Origin of the sequence: Paenibacillus alvei DSM 29, from assembly GCF_000293805.1 — a bacterium.
GTDB classification, from domain to species: Bacteria; Bacillota; Bacilli; order Paenibacillales; family Paenibacillaceae; genus Paenibacillus_B; species Paenibacillus_B alvei.
This window is the reverse complement of sequence record NZ_AMBZ01000005.1, coordinates 223,454-242,210: the sequence shown is the minus strand read 5'-3', so window position 1 is coordinate 242,210 and position 18,757 is coordinate 223,454. Positions and strand designations below refer to the sequence as shown.

Below are 18,757 nucleotides of genomic sequence, written 5' to 3'. Positions count from 1 at the left end.
GTTTTTTGGATGAATGTCGAGATCCGTCTTTACTTTGGTTATAATGGTATAGGCTGATACGAGCAACTCGGTCACGTAAGGTAGTGCCTGATGAGAGGAAGATCTAAATGAAAGTCGTACTTGCAACATTAAATGCTAAATATATTCATACTTCGCTGGCGATACGCTGCTTGAAAGCACATTGTGAAGGCGAGTTCGATGTCGACATTGCCGAATATACAATTAAGGATCCGGTGATGAATATCGTCTCGGATTTGTACCAGCGAGAGCCGGATGTGATTGGGTTCTCCTGTTATATATGGAACATCGAGGAGACGATTAAGGTCGTCAACATGCTGCGCAAGGTACGGCCGGAGATCCGCATCGTACTTGGCGGACCCGAGGTGTCCTATGACACGAAGGAATGGATGGAACGGCTGTCGGATGTTGACTTCATCGTCATGGGTGAGGGAGAAGAGACGCTGCTTCATTTGCTGCGGGAGCTCGAAGGTGAAGGGAAGTATCATTTCGTATTTGGGTTGGCCTATCGGAACAAGCAGGGCGAGGTAGTGATCAATCCGTCACGGCCGAAGCTGGATTTGAATGAGATTCCTTCTCCGCACCACTTTGCGGAAGATATTCCGAACCTCGGCAAACGTGTAGTTTACTTCGAGACAAGCCGCGGCTGCCCGTTCAGTTGCCAATTTTGCTTGTCCAGCATCGAGGTTGGCGTTCGCTATTTCGATATTGAACGGACGAAGGCCGATATTTTGTATTTGATTGATAACGGAGCGAAGCTAATTAAATTCGTTGATCGAACGTTCAACATCAAGCGCGATTACGCAATGGAAATGTTCCAGTTTCTCATCGAGAACCATCGCGGCTGCGTGTTCCAATTTGAGATTACGGCGGATATTATGCGTCCGGAGGTACTTGACTACTTGGCCGAGAATGCACCGCCTGGCGTATTTCGCTTTGAGATCGGCGTCCAATCAACGAACGATCCAACGAATGAGCTCGTGAAGCGGCGTCAGAACTTTACGAAGTTGACGCGAACCGTAACGAAGGTGAAGGAGAGCGGCAAGATCGACCAGCACTTGGACTTAATCGCAGGACTGCCGCTTGAGGATTACAATACATTCCGCAAAACGTTCAACGATGTATTTGCATTGCGTCCTGAGGAATTGCAGCTCGGCTTCTTGAAAATGCTGCGCGGTACAGGGCTTCGGCTGGATGCTGCGAAATACGGCTATGTCTTTATGGATCATGCACCGTACGAAATGCTGTCGAATGACGTGCTTCCGTTCCGTGATGTCGTACGATTAAAGCGCCTGGAGGACGTACTCGAAAAGTATTGGAACGCGCACCGCATGGATCGGACGATGGAGTATTTGATGCATACCGAGTTCGATTCACCGTTTGATTTCTTCCAAGCATTCGGCGACTTTTGGGAAGCAAACGGCTGGCAGAAGATTGGCCATCAATTAGAAGATTTGTTCGTGCGTTTGCATGCCTTCTTGAATGCACATGGGCTCAAAAAGCCGCACGTGGCATTAGGGCTGATGAAGCTTGATTACTATATGAGCCATAAATATAAACCGCGCAAAGTGTGGTGGAGCGGACAGCTTCAGAAGGAAGAGGCATCGCGTGTTCTGCAATGGGCGGCTGGACAGGCTGAGCTTGTGTCTGAGCAATTCGCAGCATTGGATCTTTCAGAGAAGGAACTGCACAAGCACGCAGTTGTTGAGAAAATTCCGCAAGAAGCGATTGCACGCAGCAGCGCATTAGACACTTCAGTTCGTACAGAAATAGAATCCGAAATCACAGAAGATGGGCATACGGATGATATGTACGGCATCTTTTTGTACCAGCAAAGCGATGACGAGAAGCCATTGCTGTTTACCGTAAATCACTCTGCTTTGGTGATAAATGAATAGCGCTTTGAAGCAATCTTAGGTAACATCCTAGGATTGCTTTTTTCTGTCCAACGATTTTGTATTCTTGTCCAGCTATTGTGATAGCTGCCTACTTGCTCTTTTTTCCGTGAATGAAACGGGTTTAGTTATAATCGGATAGGACTTTAGGATCATTATTTTGCACCAATATAAATTTTTTTATGATTCGTACAGTCCTGTGTTGCCAGTAACATTCTGAACTCAACTAGAGAGGTTTGAAGGATGAAAAATGTGACAAAAGTCGCATTAAAAATGAGATTGATGCGGACGAGCTGCTGCAAAGTTATAAAGATGGGCAAGAAGCGTAAGGAGCAGCCTGCAGAGGATCAATCTGTGACAACAGAAGAATCTGCTTCGCAGCAGTCATCCTCGCAGCAGCCGCCAATGTCATAAAATTTGAAATGAAATGTATGGGGTGTAACCCATATCATATAGAAAGAGGCAGATTAGACGACCATGTCTATCCACCTCTTTTTTCTATGTCTTTGCAAGATGTCATCATAAAGCTACATATCTTTACGGTTGAAATAAATAAGTCCACTAATTAGAAAGAGCAGGAATCCACCGACAATGACGAACAAAAGAGTGCCAACCGATACATTGAATGCCCCGTATTTTTCTACGCCGTTCATCGCGAGTACAGGCTGTGCCCAAGGATACCATGGGCCGTACTTTTCCGAATTGACGATGAGCACATTCGGCAGTGTCAGCATCACATTAATAGCAAGCGGAGCCGCGAAGCTTGACCATGATACGGACACGAACAGCTGAAGCGCGGCAACCGGCAGGGTAGCCAGCCAGCCATTGGAGAAGGCTCTCAGAAATTCAGTCCAAGGGATAGGTGCTGCATATCCTTTCAATAGGCCGATAGCAATTGCACCTAGCAGGAACAGTACTTGTGTAAGTCCTAGCAGCAGTGCAACATGGGCGAATTTCGCCAAGTACAGGCTGGAGCGGGACACAGGCAAGGCGAGCATTTGCTTCCAACCGCCTCCTGCATGCTCGTACCGGCATATAAATGCGGAGAACACACCGGCCAGCAGCGGCAGGAACAAGATCGCGTGCGTGGTTGACATCGTCGACCATAAGTAGAGCCACTGGATCTCGGGCGGCTGTTGCTCAGATATGAATAATCCGATGAGCACGGACAGCAAAGGACTGATCAGGGCAAGCAGCCCGATACTGGATTTGCCCAACTTTAATCGTTCAGCTTGGAATAATCGCAGCCATGTTGTCACATCAATCCACATCCCTTCTTATGAAGTGAACAAGGCTGAACAGAAAGAGCACGAAGCCGATCAAAATGCCTGCGATAACGGAGTATTCTGGAATTTGGGCTTCGTTCACGAGCAGCGGCCACTTGTACGGCATCCAATCCGGCATTTTAATGGACCATACGCATACGATCGTGCCTAGAATTCCGCAAGTAAGCGGAATGGCTTGGTTACTGATAATGGTAGACAACCATAGCTGCAGTGCGAGTATAGGCATAGCCGCTAAGAATGGATAGAAGCTGTTCTTGAGCAGCAGGGGCCAAGGGATATTTGTGCCGAAGCCGAGAAGAAGGCCGAGCAGTACAGATCCGACTGCAAGCAGCAGCGATGCGGTGAACATCATGAACAAGCTCAGGATATATTTAGATGTGAACACGCTGAACCGTGACACAGGAAGCGCGAGCAGTTGTTTCCATGAGCTTTGGCGATGCTCGATACTTGCGATTAAGGAAGTGACAAGCGTTATGCCGAACAATAGGGCAAGAACAGCCAGCATTTTAATGTCGCTAAGCAGCCCGAACCATATTTGATCCTTCAGCTTGGATACGAGGTAGTCATAACGCAAGCTGTAATTGAGTGCTTGAAGGCTGATAACGCCGAATGGACCTAGGACAATAAGCAGCCATATCCATGTATGGCGTATTTTCACTAAGTCAGATGACAGCAGCTTCCCGATCATCGTTTGTTCCCCTCTCCAGTCATAGAGAGGAAGATCTCTTCCAGTGACTGCCGCTGTTCTTCAACTCGGTACACGGATAATTGGTTATGGACGAGCAAATCAACGACGGAGGCGACCTGACTGTCAGGCATGTAGTTCATCAAGACGCTTCCTTCCTGCTGTTCCGCGATACACCCAGATGTGTTGAGCAAATTTGTTGCTTTGGCAGGATTCGATACGGCCAATCGGATGCGGTGCTGCGCCCGGCTTTGCAGCAGTCCGATTGAATCTTGAAATACCATGCGCCCATGCTGAATAATGCCTACGCGTGTGGCCATCTGTTCAATCTCACTGAGTAGATGGCTGGATACAAGGACGGTAATGCCATGCTGAGACGGCAGGCTCTTAATCAGCTCCCGGATTTCCAGTATGCCGGAAGGATCAAGTCCATTCGTCGGTTCATCCAGAATGAGCAGTTCGGGACTGCCTAACAAGGCTGCAGCAATCCCAAGCCGCTGCTTCATACCGAGCGAGTACCCTTTGACTGGGCGCTGGGCATCCTTTGTCAATCTAACGATTGCGAGCACTTCATCAATTCTCGACTTCGGAACATCGATGATTCTGCGAATAGCCTCAAGGTTGTCCTGCCCACTCAGATGGGCATAGTACGAAGGATATTCCACTAGCGAACCGATCTTTCGCAAAATGTCCATCCGATGTGTACGCAAGTTTTTGTTAAAGATGCGTATGATGCCTTTAGTGGGACGTATGAGACCAAGCAGCATGCGAATCGTTGTCGTTTTGCCTGCTCCGTTCGGGCCAAGAAATCCATAGATGTCCCCCCGGTTAATCGTAAGCCGAAGCTGATCAACCGCATGACGATCGCCGTATTTTTTCGTTAATCCTTCGGTCTGAATAATTGTTTCGATCAATGTTTATCACCTCAATCGTAACGATACAGGCTGAAGGTTAAAACGAGAGCGACTGGTTGTTTAAATTCTGTTTAAAAAATGGAAAGTAAAGAAACCCACGATCACATAACAGCGTTCATGGGCGTTGAAAGGTTAATCGTTAATCGTGTATTACAACGTGATCAATCAAATGATAGCTTATACATGGCTGACACTAGATTCATATCGTTAGAGAGATAGAGGAAGGGCTGTTGGATATATAAGCATGACCGTGCCTTCTGGGCTGCTCATAACTTCCCAATGCAGCTTCATTTCATTTGTCATCATCTCCACTATGGTCAAGCCGAGACCAACACCTTTGCTTGTAGAGGCAGCATCCATGCCGGGGCCGTGATCCTCGATCGCAATAGCCATAGTCGATTCATGCTCTTGAATCGCAATTCTGACATAGTGACCTGCAGCGGCATGACGAACGACATTTTGAAATAAATTATCGAGTATTCGCGTCATCCATTGTGGATCAACGACCCAAGTGACGGAATGCTCTGGGAGATGAATAGTAACCTCAAATCCTTCCTTCTCCCATATGGGATACCAGCTTGCTGCCGATGTTCGTACAAGCCGCAGCATGTCCGTTGGGACGGGGTGCAGCGTATATTTATGGGCAGACAGAAGCGTGTACGCCAGCAAATTGTCGACAAGGTGCCCCAAGTCGCTAACTTTCTTATCGATCAGAACAAGCGACTGTTTGCCCTTCTCGGATAAGGACTCGTGCTGGAGCGAATGGGCATGGCCGCGAATCGTGGTCAAGGGGGTTCGCAAATCGTGAGACAGATTGGCGATAAGCTCCTTACGCAAGGACTCTTCTTCTTGTTCCCGCTGACGGCTTGAGGTGAGCTGCTTAATCATTTGGTTGAAGGTATGCTCGAGCTGGCCGATTTCATCCCATTTTGTAATCTCGATTGGTGCAGGCAGCCCATTTGTTTTATCGGCCACCATTGCCTTGCCCAGCCGCACGAGCCGATTGCGGAGCCGATAGAAGAACCACCAAGAGGCTGCTGTGAACAGAATAAACACGAGCACTACGATAATGAGCACATGAGTTGTGTTATAGCCTCCTCTATCTACGATCATCAAGCTGCGTGCAATTTGCATGACCATAAATCCTTGCTTCGAATCCTGCCCAATAAATGCAACAACGGTGAACGGATCTCCATCATAGCTTTGCTTCATAAAAGTAATGGCGTCTCCCGCTTCCCACTGTACAGGCAAATTGGGCTGTTCCGGCAGCTTCAGACGGGTGCTTCCATTCTGATCAACCCAGAATAGCTTGGCTTCCAGATACTCCTGCTTCAGTTCATGCAGGCGGCGCTCAATGGTGACACCATCCTTGTGATTCAGCTTGGCAGCTTCCTGATGCCATCGTTCTTCGAGCTTTGCTGCACTTGCATATATGTTCTCGGCAGGCTTCTCGTTATTGCTTAATAGGGAAGTATAATACAAGATGGTCGATGTTAATGGGAATATAATCGGCCATATCATGAGCGCGACAAATACGAGCGTCAAATACCGTATTAACAGTGATCTGCGCAGCGGGATCCGGGAGCTCATAGCTTCACCCGGTATCCGATGCCGCGAATGGTTTCAATAATTTCCGGATGCCCTGGATCGAATTCGATTTTTTCCCGCAAATACCGAATATGAACCATTAGCGTCTTATCTCCCTCCATGTAAGGCTCACCCCAAACGCTCTCATAGATCTGTTCCTTCGTAAGAATTTGATTGGCATGGCGAAGCATAAACGCAAAAATATGATGCTGCTTGCCGGTAAGGGTGATTTCCTCTCCAGTTTGGGCATGTACAATGTGATTATCGTGCAGGGAAATGCGCAAATGTTTCAGCTCGATGGCAGTAGGAGTTTGCTTCTCGAAGCGCCGAAGCAATACCTCTACTCTTGCGGCTAGCTCATCCGGATGGAATGGCTTCGTCACATAGTCATCCGCAAAATGCAGTCCTTGCAGCTTGTCGTCAATAGCTGTGCGGGCTGACAGCAGCAGAATAGGCGTATTTGGATATTCGCGCTTCAAGCGCTGCCCAACGGTGAAGCCGTCCAATCCTGGAAGCATCACGTCCAAGATGATGAGATCGCTATCAGGTGCGTGCTGAAGTGCATGTTCGCCCGACAGCAGCCACGTCACCTGGTAGCCTTTATCTTGCAAATAATCGCTTGTCCAGGTTCCAATTTCCTTGTCATCTTCTATGTATAGCAGTCGTTGACTCATTCTGAACGATCTCTCCCTATCGTGTCGATCTGTCATTGAACATTATAGCTCAAATGAAATCAGATGGAAGAGGGGGGCGCGAAGCCGAATCCTTTTTATGCTGCGCCGTTAGCTTGACCGATAACGGTTCGTCGGTTGTGCAGCAAGCCTCTGAAAATAATCAGGGAGGCTGTATAGCACAGCATTGTACCTATAACAATGGAGGAAAATCCAGCAAAGCGAGCATACAGTTCACCTGCTAGTGCTGACCCAAGCATCGTGGCAAAGTACATGGTGCTGTTGGCAAGTGCTGCTACGGTACCCCGTGCATACGGCTGTTCCTTTTGAAGCGTACCCATTAAGAGCGGGAACAGCATGCCGCCGAACAAGGCGATCAGCGCATAAGCGACGCTAATAAAGATGACATCCTTTCCTGTTATTACTATTACATACATTGCAATCATGCCAAGAAGGGAGCTTGTAACCGTGCGACGAATACCGAGAGTGCGTTCCACCTTCGATACGAGGATACTGCCTGCCAAATTACCAATACCAAATCCGAGGATGAATAATCCTGTTTGCTGTACATTTAGAGAGAAATCATCTGCGAGCCAATTTCCAAGATAAGAAAATGTAGAAAAAGTACCTAACTGATATAAAAAATATCCAAGAAAAGCAGTGACGGTGCTTCTGCGTGAAAATAGTGTGCGATATTGCTGTTTAAGAGAGCCCAATGAACTCCGGTTTTTCGTTGTTGGCGGTATGGAAGGAAGCTTGAGCGCCAATACGATCGTAATTAACAGCGCCGTAATCCCAATAGCGTAGAAGGGAAATCTCCAGTTGCTGGCGGCGAGCAGACTGCCAAGAGGAACACCGAGACATTGGGAAACGGCTAAGCCTGCAGTAGCGGCACCCATAGCCTTTACGATTTTTTGTGGTGCTACAAGTTGTGGAATGGAAGCCCACACTTGTGGTGTGGCGATTGCTGCACAGATCCCTGCCAAGGTACGATAGGCGAACAAGAGGCTAAAACTTGTTGTTGATCCGCACAATGCTGTGAAGAGTGAAAAACCAATCATCCCTCCAAGCAGGCATAATTTGCGATCAAGGCCATCAGACAGAGGGCCGGCAATGAGAGCAAACAGGGCATAGCCGAGTGCATAGGCAGAAATGAGCCATCCCGATTGTTCGATAGAGATGTGAAGAACCTTACGCAGTGTTGGAAGCATAGGTGATACGATAAAGGTATCTGTACCGATGATGAACATGGTGACAAAAAACAATGCCATAATCGGACTGGATAGTGATGCGGTAAGCTGCTGATTCGTCGTGTTGCTCATTGTAAAAGGCCCCCTATTAATGAATCCGCGATCATGTGAGGCCCTGCTGCCGCACGTTAAAGATCGCCTATTGTTCAAAAATTGCACTAGCTTGAACGATAAAAAGATACATTCTACGTCATCATTTATTGAATAGAGAGGTGCGCGCCTTTGTTCAATAGTTCGAGTGTAATCGAACTATTGAATGATGTCAATCATTTAGGTACAATAATGACATGAGAACATTATTTCATCCCGATATTGAACATATTGAACTTTCGCAAGTGTTCTATGCTCTAAGCGAGCCGATTCGCATGAATATCGTACTGCAATTGATGAGTATTCCGGAGCAGACATGCGGAGGATTTGATCTATCCCTGTCCAAGTCTACAATGTCGCATCATTTCAAAGTACTGCGAGAAGCAGGCATTATTCGAACTAGAATGGAGGGAACACAACGGTTTATCTGTTTGCGTAAGGATGAACTGGAAGCACGCTTTCCTGGATTGCTGCAATTAATTTTGACCCAAGTGAATGTTGCAACGTCTTAATGTTGTAAACAAACAGATAAAGACCGCCTATCTAGGCGGTCTTTTCAGATTTTGGAAGTATCGCTTAGCGGACACTGGAATTGTTGCGGATTCGTTTCATGATCCATATGGTAAGCAGCATATAACAGCAAATAACGATGATGCTGTTATCCCCGGCTATATACAGTGCAAGGCTTGAAGTCGGCACTGTAATGCCCCGCAGCACAGCCCAAGTAACATTATGTGCCGAGTGGAACGCAGAGGACGTCCATACGCTGGATGTGCGCAGTCGAATAAAGCCGATGACAGGTCCTAGGAAGACGCAGGACATGATGATGAACAAGCATGCTAACATCGGATTTTGATCATGATGATAAATAGGAGACAGCATGATGATTGGAATATGCCATAACCCATGAATGAGTCCGCTGATAACAAGTGCTTTCCTTTCACCTAAGCTATCTACAAGCAATGGCAGTAAGTAGCCCCTCCAGCCAATTTCTTCTCCAAGCGAGCTCGTAAATACAGCACCGACAAATTGTAAAGCAACAACGATAGGAAAGGAAGTCCAGCTGTAGCCTTCATAGGTTGGGGGAACATCGATAACCAAAACTCCTATTCCAAAGGCCAGTCCATAACTTAAAGCTACGATTGCAGAGGGGAGAATGAGACAGATAATCCACCACCATTTATGTCCGCTTTTCCCCAATCCGAGTGCGGCCCAGCCAGATCGCGAATATCCGTCCTTCGTTACCAATAGGAGCATAATTAAGACTGCTGCAGATGGGGTTAGCATATATACCGGCGAGTTGGTGTCCGGAACCATGGCAGAGCATACGGCAAGGATGAAGGTGATTGCTGTGTAACTTATAGCCTTCGTTTGGTTTTTTAGATTTGATAACAAGCTGCATTCCTCCATTTCTTCTTTTTTTCACAGATCAATCCTATTACAATGATGAAGATACCTCCCAGTGAGAATCATCTGAAATGCAGTCATATGAATATCCTATTTTCTTTTTTGCGTTCTACTTCGGTTATCAGCAGATCCAACTTAATTTCATAGAAAGAGGCGTGTATTCGTGTAATGGAACAAAGAAAATGGCATTGGATAGATACAGCTATGTTGGGCCTATATATGCTTTGGATTGTATCTGGCGTAGTCTACATGGCAATATCACCGAATTTTATCATGCATAATACGGCAGGATCGCTAATCGAATTTATGATGTGTTCTGCGCTGCCTTTATGGTTTTGGAGACCTGGAAGCATTCATCCGTCGAAATTTATTGCCTCGGAAATAATTTTGTCGGGAGGCATTAATTTATCCATGCATTTGTCGATGCCTTTTTATCTCGACAATATGGTGCTGCCTTCTCTACTGATTGGATTCATGACGACAAGAGCGAACATATGGTGGGGAGCTCCTATAGTAGGCTTATTCCCCTTCATCGGGATATGGAGCGGGAAGCTGACCTGGCTGCAGGCTTTGGATGCGTCTGTCAATCATTTTATTTTGTTCGGGATTGGTGTTGGCTTCAGCGTGTTTTTGCATTCGCAGCGAAAAATGAAGCAGCTTCTTCAAGAAAATGAAGACCAAATCAATGTCATACGCCAATATACGGAGCAGGTGGAGAGGCTTACTGTACAGGAGGAGCGCAATCGAGTGGCAGGTGAGCTTCATGATACATTAGGACATTCTCATGTATCTATTGTAATGGGGATGGAATCAGTCAAGACTCTTATGGCTGTTGATCTGGAACAGGCTAAGCTGCGGCTTGAGCTTGTTATAGAGCATGCGCGCAGCAGCTATGAGAAGGTACATCCATGATATTGCATCTTCAGAGGAAGAGCAGTATAGCTTAGAAGAAGTGCTGGGGCAACTACTTGATACGCTCCACAACCAAACTGATATAGAATGTAAATTTATTGCTGAGGGCAGCGCCTATTGTATTCCTTATGCTCATCGTATGGCGATAGAGCGGTGTGTACAGGAAGCGGCAACGAACGCAGTGCGACACGGCAAGGCTTCAATAATCGAAGTTAGACTTGTCTATGACACCGAGGAAGTATGTTTATTTATTCGCGATAATGGCATTGGTGATGAGAATCTAACATTCGGCTATGGTCTATCATCAATGAATGAGCGCTTGCAGGCTTACGGCGGACAACTGAAGGTACGTTCCTCCCTAGGAGGTGGCATAGAGGTCATTTGCAAGGTTCCACGCATTATGCCACTTGAAGAGGAGCGTCCAATCCGCTTGCTTATTGTAGATGATGAGCAGCTTATTCGTGAAAGCCTGTGCTTTTTATTTGAGCAAGAGGAAGATATTCATGTAGTAGGGACAGTAAGGGATGGTAAGGAAGCAATTGAATATGCGGAACATGAACATTCGGATATTGTGCTTATGGATATTCGAATGCCACGGATAGATGGACTTGCAGCCGTTCGGGTGATAAAAGAAAGATGGCCAGCTATGAAGGTGATATTGCTGACCACGATTGAGGAAACGGATTATGCAGTGCAAGCAATCGATGCAGGTGCTGAGGCATACTTGCTCAAGTCTGTGCATCCTGAGGAACTGTTGGCTAGCGTGCGGCTTGTACATCATGGGGGAACGTCCCTCTCACAATCTGTAACGCGGATGCTGTCAGATCAATTAAAGCACATCGAACATGACGAGCAGGAGGATCGAAAGCTGCAGGCGCCAGAGCCGAATACTCAGCATACCTTTCTCGTCCAAGATCCTTTTGGCTTGACCGAACGAGAGAAGCAAGTGCTTCAGTATTTGGCACAAGGAATGAAATATCGAGAAATCGCACAGACACTCTATTTAGCCGAAGGAACCATACGCAATCATATATCGAATCTATATGCCAAGATAGGTGTTAATGATCGTTTATCTGCTGTGAATGCAGCACGGAAAGTACAACTGCTATATTCTCCGCCAACCGCAGCTAAATAATTGTTAATCACCAATCACCTAAACATTAATCGTAACAAAACAAGCGCTTAGAGAATGCTCTAGCGCTTCTTTATGCGTTGCTGCAATTATTTTCGAATTCTTGCTACAATGGCCTGATTCACATGCAGCATTTCTTGAACCGAAATATGTGTTAACGAGTATGGGGAGCCTCCGCCTGTATAGACGAATTCGCGTTCAAGAACCTTGGGGTCAATGATAAATAGTGCGTTGTAGCCAAAAGAAGGGATTCCACCAGCAGGGTATCCGGCAAGCTCTAGCATTTCTTCTTCAAGTGCTAAGCGTGGTGGAGGAATGAGCAGTGCCTTGCCAACTCTGCTAGTGCTTGCACGGTCTTCACCCTTGACGATAGCTACAAGCAAGCGCCCCGCCTCGTCAATCATGCAGACATTTTTTACAAAGTCGACTTTATCGGCTTGTACCGCTTGGGCAGCATCCTCGACGGAATGGCATAGCGCTTGAAGCCGCAAATGCTTAGCAGCCATCTGATGGGTACGAATATACGCAATGAGCTTGCTATCATAGGGATCCAGCGGCTGCGATGGTTCCACAAATTTCTCGATCTTGTTCATCTATGTCCCTCCATTCTTACAGAAATAGAATTGCTATATCGAATTCTAATAAAAGGCATCCGGTTTCCCATCAGGGGACCGGATGCCAAGTCAATCATACGAGTATTAAGGAGCAACAGAACGCAACACTGTGCAGTTACCGTCAAGTGTATAGTTACCGAGGTTAGCTGGCAGCAAGAAGCATTCACCAGCTTTGAATGCGATCTCTTCGTCAGCTGTTTTTAGCGTGCCGGTTCCTTCACATACAACAAGGATGACGAAGCTCTCTTCCGTTGTAGACAATGACCATGGTTTTGCAACGATCCCTTTTTCTACACGGAAATATGGGGACTCCGCCAATACCAACCATTCGTTCGCAACTGCGCCATTCGTAGACATGCGAGTTGCACCTGCGCCTTCGTAGGCAATAACGTTCAAGGAATCCTCAATGTGCAGTTCGCGAGGCTTACCATCCAAGCCCGGACGATTATAGTCGTACAAGCGATAGGTCGTATCGGAGTTTTGTTGGATTTCTGCAACTACAACGCCTGCGCACAGCGCGTGCACAGTACCAGCAGGGATGTAGAACGTATCTCCAGCCTGAACGGACACCTCTTGCAGAACCTCCATGATGCGTCCTTCTTCAATCGCTTTTGCCATCGCTTTGCGATCAATGCCTTCTTTTAAACCATATATAATTTTAGCGCCTGGCTTCGCGTCAAGCACATACCACATTTCAGTCTTGCCCAATTCCCCTTCTGGCAAGCCTTCATATGTGTCAGTCGGATGGACTTGAATAGAGAGATCATCGTTGCAGTCCAACAGCTTAATAAGCAATGGAAAACGGCCATTTTTTTCGGAAAAGCCTTTAGAACCGAACCATTCCTTACCGTATTGCTCACGTACTTGATCCAAGCCAAGTCCAGCTAATTCACCATTAACAACTTTCGTTGTACCGTTCGGATGATCACCAATCATCCAGCCTTCACCGATATGTCCTTCAGGCAAATCCAATCCGAATTGCGTTAGAGCACGGCCACCCCATACGCGTTCTTTGAATTCAGGTTGAAACTTTAATGGATAAGGTTTTGTCATGTTCTCTCACTCCCGAGTTGTCTAGTTTCTAGTTGATTGGAAAAACTCAAGTCTCTCGCCGTCCGGACCCTTAAAGAAAAAGTAGCGGCTGCCGTTCGGCAAGGTAACCAGTTCTTCATCAATAAGTTCAACATGAGGCAGATTCTTGATGCGTGCTAATTCTGCCTCTATATCGTCAACGGAAAAAGCGATATGATGAACTCTTCCTTCTTCCGTTACGCTTCCAGGATATCCTTCTACAAGCTCTACTTCTGTTGCATCGGTTCCATCCCATCCAAGAAAGGCGAGACGAATGAATCCATTTGTATGGAGGAGTGTGCCTTTTAGCTTCAATCCGATTACTTCTTCGTAGAATTGAATGGAAGGCTCTAATTGCTGAACCATGATCCCGACGTGCTCGATTTTACGGACTGCCATTTCCCTCATCACTCCTTCAATCTGTTAGATAGGATTTTCATTCACCTAAGCGGAGGCAGAAGTTCTAAATATATTTGGGTATGTTTTTAAACTTTATTTTTAAATTCGCTGTCAGGTTGTTTCCGTTTTTCTACCGCAATTACATAAGGGGCGTCAGGACGCTGCAGCATCCGGTAGATTACCGCTTGGCCGAGACGGGCAGGCAGGGATTGCGCCCACAGCTGCACCTTATTAGCTTCATCGTCGCCGCCTGCGTGTCCGGGATACAGTACGATGCTAAGCACTCCGCCAGGACGAAGCAGGGTTAGCCCCGTTTCAAGTGCGGCGAGTGTAGATTCAGGGACTGTCATAATTTGCTTATCTGCTTCATCAGTCGGCAAGTATCCAAGATTGAACATAATTGCTGCCGTCGAACCGTGCCATTCTTCATTCAGTGCCTGATGCATCGCATCATGACTTGTATGATACAGGCTCACATGAGTACTTCCTTCTACTCCAAGCTCACGATGAAGCCGCTTACGTGTCAGCTCAAGCGCCCCTTCTTGTACGTCAAAGGCAGCTACTGCTCCGCGCGGCCCTGTAAGGCGAGCAAGAAATAAAGTATCTACGCCTGTTCCCATAGTTGCATCAATCACTCGTTCACCTGGCTGTACGCGTTCCTTCACGACCTGTTGAGCATAGCCAAGTACGGATAAAAACCCCATCTTAAGATTCCCTCCAATACTTGCCCTGCCACGTATTGCGTCGCTTCAATTCTGCATCTATGCCGTTGAGCACTTCCCATTTTTTCATGCTCCACATAGGGCCGATAATCAAGTCGCGCGGTGCGTCTCCCGTAACGCGGTGAACGATCATTTCTGGAGGGAGAATTTCGAGCGAATCGACGATGAGCTTGATGTATTCATCCATCTCCAGGAAGCGCAGCAGTCCAGCTTCATACTGCTTTACCATCGGGGTTTTGCGCATGAGATGCAGCAGATGAAGCTTAATGCCTTGTACATCCATCTTTGCAACTGCTTGTGCAGTCTCTAACATCATTTCGTGCGATTCTTGCGGTAGCCCATAGATGATGTGGGTACAAATACGAATATTATGCTTGCGCAGCTTCTCAACAGCTTCTAGGTAGCACGCAGTATCGTGTGCGCGATTGATGAGCTGGGAAGTTGACTCGTGAATCGTTTGAAGTCCCATCTCAATCCACAAATAGGTGCGTTCATTCAACTCTGCCAAGTATTCGACGACATCATCCGGCAAGCAGTCTGGCCGTGTTGCAATGGACAATCCAACAACCCCAGGCTGTTCCAGAATGACCTCGAAATAATCCCGCAATACCTCTACAGGGGCATACGTATTCGTATAAGCCTGAAAATAGCCGATATATTTAGCGTTTGGCCATTTGGTATGCTGCTTGTCTCGAATCGTATTGAATTGAGTAACTAAATCATCGCGTCGTCGTCCGGCAAAGTCTCCGGAACCTCGCGCACTACAAAATGTGCAGCCGCCAATTGCGATGCTTCCATCCCGGTTCGGACAGGTAAAACCAGCATCGAGCATGACTTTGAATACCTTTTCTCCGAAATGCTCACGCATCTCATAATTCCATGTATGAAACCGCTTGTCACCCCATAAAAGGGGAGAGGGCGGTTGTAAGTGTGTTAAGCCTTCCAATGGCTACAAGCCCTTTCAGTATATAAGTTGAGTACAAAGTCTGTATAACGACATTATACCGATAACAAATTCATTGTATTATTGTAGCAGATTTAGCCCTAAAAGCGAAGACGGAGGCAAGCTCAGTTCTTGATCTTCCAATTAGATTTGAAATGTGACTGTGGTCTTGCTTCATTATCCCCTTCGCTCAGAACGAAACCATGAGTTAGACGGTCACAATCGTAAGCAAAGAATTTAGAAGTTACTGAGTGTGCAGAAGTGAATAGTGAAAAGCTAGAATAGCTTGGACATCTCCGCTTAATTGATTCATATTATCGGTATGATTGATAGCAATGCGAATCTTGTGAAGCATGAACCAGGCAGTTTTGTATGTCACATCAATGAACGTGCTAAGCTGCACTGTATTGATGCTGTTTGGATGGGTTAAGAGCCAAGTCGCCGTGAACCACTTGCAAAGGGATGTTCAACTCCCCTCCATAACTTTGTTCGCTATAGGGGAGGTCTGATGGTAACAGGATCGGCACTCGTATATCGATGAAGAATATAATGTCGAAATGAGGAATTAGAGAACAGTGAATGCAATAGAAGACTTATGAAAATGGAATCTGAGCAAAGGGGATAATGGGGCAAAGGCGACAAATAGTCATGGATGATAGGAGCAAAATGCTGAGGCGCAATGATGCAGTAGCTGAAAAGCGCTAAGAGCATATATGGCGGAAAGAGTAGAAACATTAAGAGCGGTGAGCGGGAGTGAAGGTTGTAAAGTAAAATACATATAATACAGTAACATTCGATAAAGCAGCATATCTCGTAGATGCGCAGATACATAGATAAGTAGATAAGAGTATACGCTGGATGTGTATCGTTGAAGATGAAACGAAAAGATATGTAGATATAATGATCTGTGTGACACATGTGTATGGGGATACGCATTATTGGATAGTAGCATATATGGAGATATAGAGATGCTTGGACGGGTATATGCAATAGCGAGCAGTTATATAGCAGTTGTCTTTACTTTTTAGCGCTTGTCATGCACAATAAGGGCTTGGAGCATAATCAGTATGGAGGATAGCACACATGCGCTTACGTGGCAAAAGAGGAGCAAAAGAGCTGCTTGCGCAGCAAGCCGACCTAGTCGTGCTGGAGCCGGAGCAGTTGAAGGGAAAATGGAGTGAGGCGTTCGGCAATGATCGCCCAATTTATGTTGAACTGGGAATGGGAAAAGGACAGTTTATCAGTACGATGAGCTTGAAGTACCCAGACATCAATTTCATTGGCGTAGATATGTATGATGAATTGATTGCTCGTGGCTGTGAGAAGGCTCGCATGCTGCGAGAAGAAGCGGGAATGCAGGAGGCATCCAACCTAAGGCTTGTCCGCGCGAATGTTGAATTTTTGGAGCAGATTTTTGACGAAGGCGAAATTGAACGTGTATATTTAAACTTTAGTGATCCATGGCCGAAGAAGAAGCACGCACGCCGTCGCTTGACTCATTCGCGCCTTGTCGAGAAGTATCGTTACGCTTTAAGTGATACGGGTGAAATTCATTTCAAAACCGATTCAGAGACATTATTCGAGTTTTCTTTGAACTCCTTTGCAGAGATGGGGCTTCAAATGCGCAATATCTCTTTGAACCTGCATCGTGACGGCATTAATGAAGAACATGTTATGACGGAGTATGAGCAGAAATTTATGGGCAGAGGCATGAATATTCATCGTGTCGAAGTTCTTGTTGGTGACAAGGCGTACAAGCAGTATCGCTCATCCTTGCCGCACAATGAGCCATACTCATCTCGTTAGTATGTTATAAATGAACAAGTAAAAAGCCGCTATTTTGCATGAATAAGAGGAGATCTTCTCCTTTAATAGCATGCATGATAGCGGCCTTTTTGCTATTCTTCTCTTGTAATCGGCACATTCATCATTTGCAGAATGGCTTCGGCACATACTTTAGGATGATAACGCGATGCGTTGTGTTCATGTTCTGAGCGGCGTGCGGACACCTCATCATAATGATGTACTAGAAGGTTCATCCATTTTGTAATGGTATGAGCAGATTCAATCGGCTCTCCGTACCCTTTTTCCGTGAAATAATGACAATTTTCTTCTTCTTGGCCTGGAAGCGGCTGATAGAATAGCATCGGAATTCCTTTCGCCAGTGCTTCTGTGCATGTTATTCCCCCCGGCTTAGTTACAAGCAAATCAGAGACATCCATTAATTGGTCAACTTCCTTAGTGTAGCCCATCAGATGGATATTCTCATGCTGGAAGCGCGGGTTCTCAAGCATTCGGCGTCGTAGCTTGTCATTATTTCCGACGCAGAAAATAAATTGAACATCTTTGCGCCAACGAGTCAGCAGCTCTGTCGATTGAGCAGAATCCATCATTCCCCAGCCACCGCCCATGACGAGCACAGTTGGCATATCTTTTAGTCCGAATCGGGCGCGGATGGATGACTTGCCCATGCCATCATGGGGCTCCCAAAAGTTCGGATGAACCGGAATGCCGGTCACTTGTATGGAATCGCTGCTTACGCCGTGCATCTCGAGCTTTTCCTTAACTTCAGGCGTTGATACGAAATATCGATTCACGGCTGGACTTACCCAAGCGGCATGCGCATCATAATCTGTGATGACTGTACAAAGAGGGACATTGAGCCCAAGTCGCCGCAATCGTGAAATGACTGCGCTCGGGATCGGATGTGTACAAACGATCATGTCCGGCTTGAGCTGACGCATAACGGACATTGCATGGGTATAGAATACCCGATGCAGCGCCATCGTAGTCAGTCGGTTTAAAGAACGATTGTATTGCGTTTTATACATAAAGCCTACAAGCTTCGGCTGTATGAGAACAGTCTTGCGGTAAGCTTCTATAATGAGCGGAGCGGTTTTCGGATTTAGGAAGCTTCCAAGCTCCATCACACGAGTTTGCACATGCGGAGACAGCTTGCGAAGGCTGACGGCAAGTGCATGGGCAGCTTGGGTGTGACCAGCTCCGAAACGCTCTGACAGCAGCAGTATACGCTTCTTTCCATCATTTTCGGCACCAGGTAAAAAGGAGCCTGAAGGAAGTGTAAATGTCATTGCATGATGATGCACGGTATTCACCCTTTATTCAATCTTCTTAGGTATGATTGTTCTTATAATTTCCAT

Annotated in this window: 19 protein-coding genes; 6 read left to right on the top strand and 13 right to left on the bottom strand. The window is 46.5% G+C overall.

Going from position 1 to position 18,757, the window contains the following annotated elements; translation table 11 throughout:
• Nucleotides 1-107: 107 nt before the first annotated feature.
• Entirely contained in the window at nt 108-1,916 is a 1,809-nt protein-coding gene (locus PAV_RS17975) for a B12-binding domain-containing radical SAM protein (RefSeq protein ID WP_005548742.1), read from the top strand.
• A gap of 240 nt (nt 1,917-2,156) precedes the next feature.
• Complete coding sequence (locus PAV_RS34755; protein WP_005548740.1) at nt 2,157-2,327, top strand: hypothetical protein; 171 nt, start codon at nt 2,157-2,159, stop codon at nt 2,325-2,327.
• Between the two features lie 113 nt (nt 2,328-2,440).
• On the opposite strand, the gene PAV_RS17970 is transcribed toward PAV_RS34755, so the two are convergent.
• The 6 genes from PAV_RS17970 to PAV_RS17945 form a co-directional block, all read right to left on the bottom strand.
• Nucleotides 2,441-3,172 carry an ABC transporter permease gene (locus tag PAV_RS17970; protein ID WP_005548738.1) on the bottom strand — a complete coding sequence of 244 codons (732 nt, stop codon included), beginning with the start codon at nt 3,170-3,172 and terminating at the stop codon, nt 2,441-2,443.
• 1 nt (nt 3,173) lies between these two features.
• Nucleotides 3,174-3,887, bottom strand: a complete 714-nt coding sequence (locus PAV_RS17965) for an ABC transporter permease (protein WP_005548736.1) — start codon at nt 3,885-3,887, stop codon at nt 3,174-3,176.
• Nucleotides 3,884-4,798 carry an ABC transporter ATP-binding protein gene (locus PAV_RS17960; RefSeq protein ID WP_005548734.1) on the bottom strand — a complete coding sequence of 305 codons (915 nt, stop codon included), beginning with the start codon at nt 4,796-4,798 and terminating at the stop codon, nt 3,884-3,886. The genes PAV_RS17965 and PAV_RS17960 overlap by 4 nt, the downstream gene beginning before the upstream one ends.
• 207 nt (nt 4,799-5,005) lie before the next feature.
• Nucleotides 5,006-6,388 (bottom strand): sensor histidine kinase, encoded by a 1,383-nt coding sequence (locus tag PAV_RS17955; RefSeq protein ID WP_005548732.1) that lies wholly within the window; start codon nt 6,386-6,388, stop codon nt 5,006-5,008.
• Nucleotides 6,385-7,059 carry a response regulator transcription factor gene (locus PAV_RS17950; RefSeq protein WP_005548731.1) on the bottom strand — a complete coding sequence of 225 codons (675 nt, stop codon included), beginning with the start codon at nt 7,057-7,059 and terminating at the stop codon, nt 6,385-6,387. Before PAV_RS17950 ends, PAV_RS17955 begins: the two co-directional genes overlap by 4 nt.
• Before the next feature lie 95 nt (nt 7,060-7,154).
• Nucleotides 7,155-8,378 carry an MFS transporter gene (locus PAV_RS17945; protein ID WP_005548729.1) on the bottom strand — a complete coding sequence of 408 codons (1,224 nt, stop codon included), beginning with the start codon at nt 8,376-8,378 and terminating at the stop codon, nt 7,155-7,157.
• A gap of 215 nt (nt 8,379-8,593) precedes the next feature.
• Here PAV_RS17945 and PAV_RS17940 point away from each other — a divergent pair, with 215 nt between their 5' ends.
• The gene (locus PAV_RS17940) at nt 8,594-8,908 is read left to right on the top strand and encodes an ArsR/SmtB family transcription factor (RefSeq protein ID WP_005548727.1); all 315 of its coding nucleotides are present in this window, start codon (nt 8,594-8,596) and stop codon (nt 8,906-8,908) included.
• 64 nt (nt 8,909-8,972) lie between these two features.
• On the opposite strand, the gene PAV_RS17935 is transcribed toward PAV_RS17940, so the two are convergent.
• Nucleotides 8,973-9,791, bottom strand: a complete 819-nt coding sequence (locus PAV_RS17935; protein ID WP_005548725.1) for a type II CAAX endopeptidase family protein — start codon at nt 9,789-9,791, stop codon at nt 8,973-8,975.
• A gap of 180 nt (nt 9,792-9,971) precedes the next feature.
• Here PAV_RS17935 and PAV_RS36315 point away from each other — a divergent pair, with 180 nt between their 5' ends.
• Nucleotides 9,972-10,715 (top strand): histidine kinase, encoded by a 744-nt coding sequence (locus PAV_RS36315; protein WP_005548723.1) that lies wholly within the window; start codon nt 9,972-9,974, stop codon nt 10,713-10,715.
• Nucleotides 10,696-11,850, top strand: a complete 1,155-nt coding sequence (locus PAV_RS36310; RefSeq protein ID WP_238555856.1) for a helix-turn-helix transcriptional regulator — start codon at nt 10,696-10,698, stop codon at nt 11,848-11,850. Before PAV_RS36315 ends, PAV_RS36310 begins: the two co-directional genes overlap by 20 nt.
• A gap of 86 nt (nt 11,851-11,936) precedes the next feature.
• Here the strand turns inward: PAV_RS36310 and PAV_RS17925 are convergent, their stop codons facing one another.
• The 5 genes from PAV_RS17925 to mnmL form a co-directional block, all read right to left on the bottom strand.
• Nucleotides 11,937-12,440 carry a YbaK/EbsC family protein gene (locus PAV_RS17925; RefSeq protein ID WP_005548720.1) on the bottom strand — a complete coding sequence of 168 codons (504 nt, stop codon included), beginning with the start codon at nt 12,438-12,440 and terminating at the stop codon, nt 11,937-11,939.
• Nucleotides 12,441-12,545: 105 nt separating this feature from the next.
• Nucleotides 12,546-13,514: a type I phosphomannose isomerase catalytic subunit gene (locus tag PAV_RS17920; RefSeq protein WP_005548718.1), complete on the bottom strand. Its 969-nt coding sequence runs from the start codon at nt 13,512-13,514 to the stop codon at nt 12,546-12,548.
• Nucleotides 13,515-13,535: 21 nt separating this feature from the next.
• Nucleotides 13,536-13,931 (bottom strand): VOC family protein, encoded by a 396-nt coding sequence (locus PAV_RS17915; protein ID WP_005548716.1) that lies wholly within the window; start codon nt 13,929-13,931, stop codon nt 13,536-13,538.
• Between the two features lie 86 nt (nt 13,932-14,017).
• The gene (gene mnmM / locus PAV_RS17910; RefSeq protein ID WP_005548714.1) at nt 14,018-14,635 is read right to left on the bottom strand and encodes a tRNA 5-(aminomethyl)-2-thiouridylate-methyltransferase MnmM; all 618 of its coding nucleotides are present in this window, start codon (nt 14,633-14,635) and stop codon (nt 14,018-14,020) included.
• A gap of 1 nt (nt 14,636) precedes the next feature.
• Nucleotides 14,637-15,599 carry a tRNA modification radical SAM protein MnmL/YtqA gene (mnmL, locus tag PAV_RS17905; RefSeq protein WP_040736127.1) on the bottom strand — a complete coding sequence of 321 codons (963 nt, stop codon included), beginning with the start codon at nt 15,597-15,599 and terminating at the stop codon, nt 14,637-14,639.
• A gap of 1,080 nt (nt 15,600-16,679) precedes the next feature.
• Between mnmL and trmB the strand changes: the two genes are divergently transcribed.
• Nucleotides 16,680-17,402: a tRNA (guanosine(46)-N7)-methyltransferase TrmB gene (gene trmB, locus PAV_RS17900; RefSeq protein WP_005548710.1), complete on the top strand. Its 723-nt coding sequence runs from the start codon at nt 16,680-16,682 to the stop codon at nt 17,400-17,402.
• Between the two features lie 92 nt (nt 17,403-17,494).
• Here the strand turns inward: trmB and PAV_RS17895 are convergent, their stop codons facing one another.
• A complete protein-coding gene (locus tag PAV_RS17895) occupies nt 17,495-18,688 on the bottom strand; it encodes an MGDG synthase family glycosyltransferase (RefSeq protein ID WP_051135162.1) in 1,194 nt (397 codons plus the stop codon).
• Nucleotides 18,689-18,757: the final 69 nt, after the last annotated feature.

Bases quoted from the DNA above. Each gene is read 5' to 3' on its own strand.
- PAV_RS17975 (WP_005548742.1), top strand. From the start codon at position 108: ATGAAAGTCGTACTTGCAACATTAAATGCTAAATATATTCATACTTCG.
- PAV_RS34755 (WP_005548740.1), top strand. From the start codon at position 2,157: ATGAAAAATGTGACAAAAGTCGCATTAAAAATGAGATTGATGCGGACG.
- PAV_RS17965 (WP_005548736.1), bottom strand. From the start codon at position 3,887: ATGATCGGGAAGCTGCTGTCATCTGACTTAGTGAAAATACGCCATACA.
- PAV_RS17955 (WP_005548732.1), bottom strand. From the start codon at position 6,388: ATGAGCTCCCGGATCCCGCTGCGCAGATCACTGTTAATACGGTATTTG.
- PAV_RS17950 (WP_005548731.1), bottom strand. From the start codon at position 7,059: ATGAGTCAACGACTGCTATACATAGAAGATGACAAGGAAATTGGAACC.
- PAV_RS17945 (WP_005548729.1), bottom strand. From the start codon at position 8,378: ATGAGCAACACGACGAATCAGCAGCTTACCGCATCACTATCCAGTCCG.
- PAV_RS17940 (WP_005548727.1), top strand. From the start codon at position 8,594: ATGAGAACATTATTTCATCCCGATATTGAACATATTGAACTTTCGCAA.
- PAV_RS36315 (WP_005548723.1), top strand. From the start codon at position 9,972: ATGGAACAAAGAAAATGGCATTGGATAGATACAGCTATGTTGGGCCTA.
- PAV_RS36310 (WP_238555856.1), top strand. From the start codon at position 10,696: ATGAGAAGGTACATCCATGATATTGCATCTTCAGAGGAAGAGCAGTAT.
- PAV_RS17925 (WP_005548720.1), bottom strand. From the start codon at position 12,440: ATGAACAAGATCGAGAAATTTGTGGAACCATCGCAGCCGCTGGATCCC.
- PAV_RS17920 (WP_005548718.1), bottom strand. From the start codon at position 13,514: ATGACAAAACCTTATCCATTAAAGTTTCAACCTGAATTCAAAGAACGC.
- PAV_RS17915 (WP_005548716.1), bottom strand. From the start codon at position 13,931: ATGGCAGTCCGTAAAATCGAGCACGTCGGGATCATGGTTCAGCAATTA.
- mnmM (WP_005548714.1), bottom strand. From the start codon at position 14,635: ATGGGGTTTTTATCCGTACTTGGCTATGCTCAACAGGTCGTGAAGGAA.
- trmB (WP_005548710.1), top strand. From the start codon at position 16,680: ATGCGCTTACGTGGCAAAAGAGGAGCAAAAGAGCTGCTTGCGCAGCAA.
- PAV_RS17895 (WP_051135162.1), bottom strand. From the start codon at position 18,688: ATGACATTTACACTTCCTTCAGGCTCCTTTTTACCTGGTGCCGAAAAT.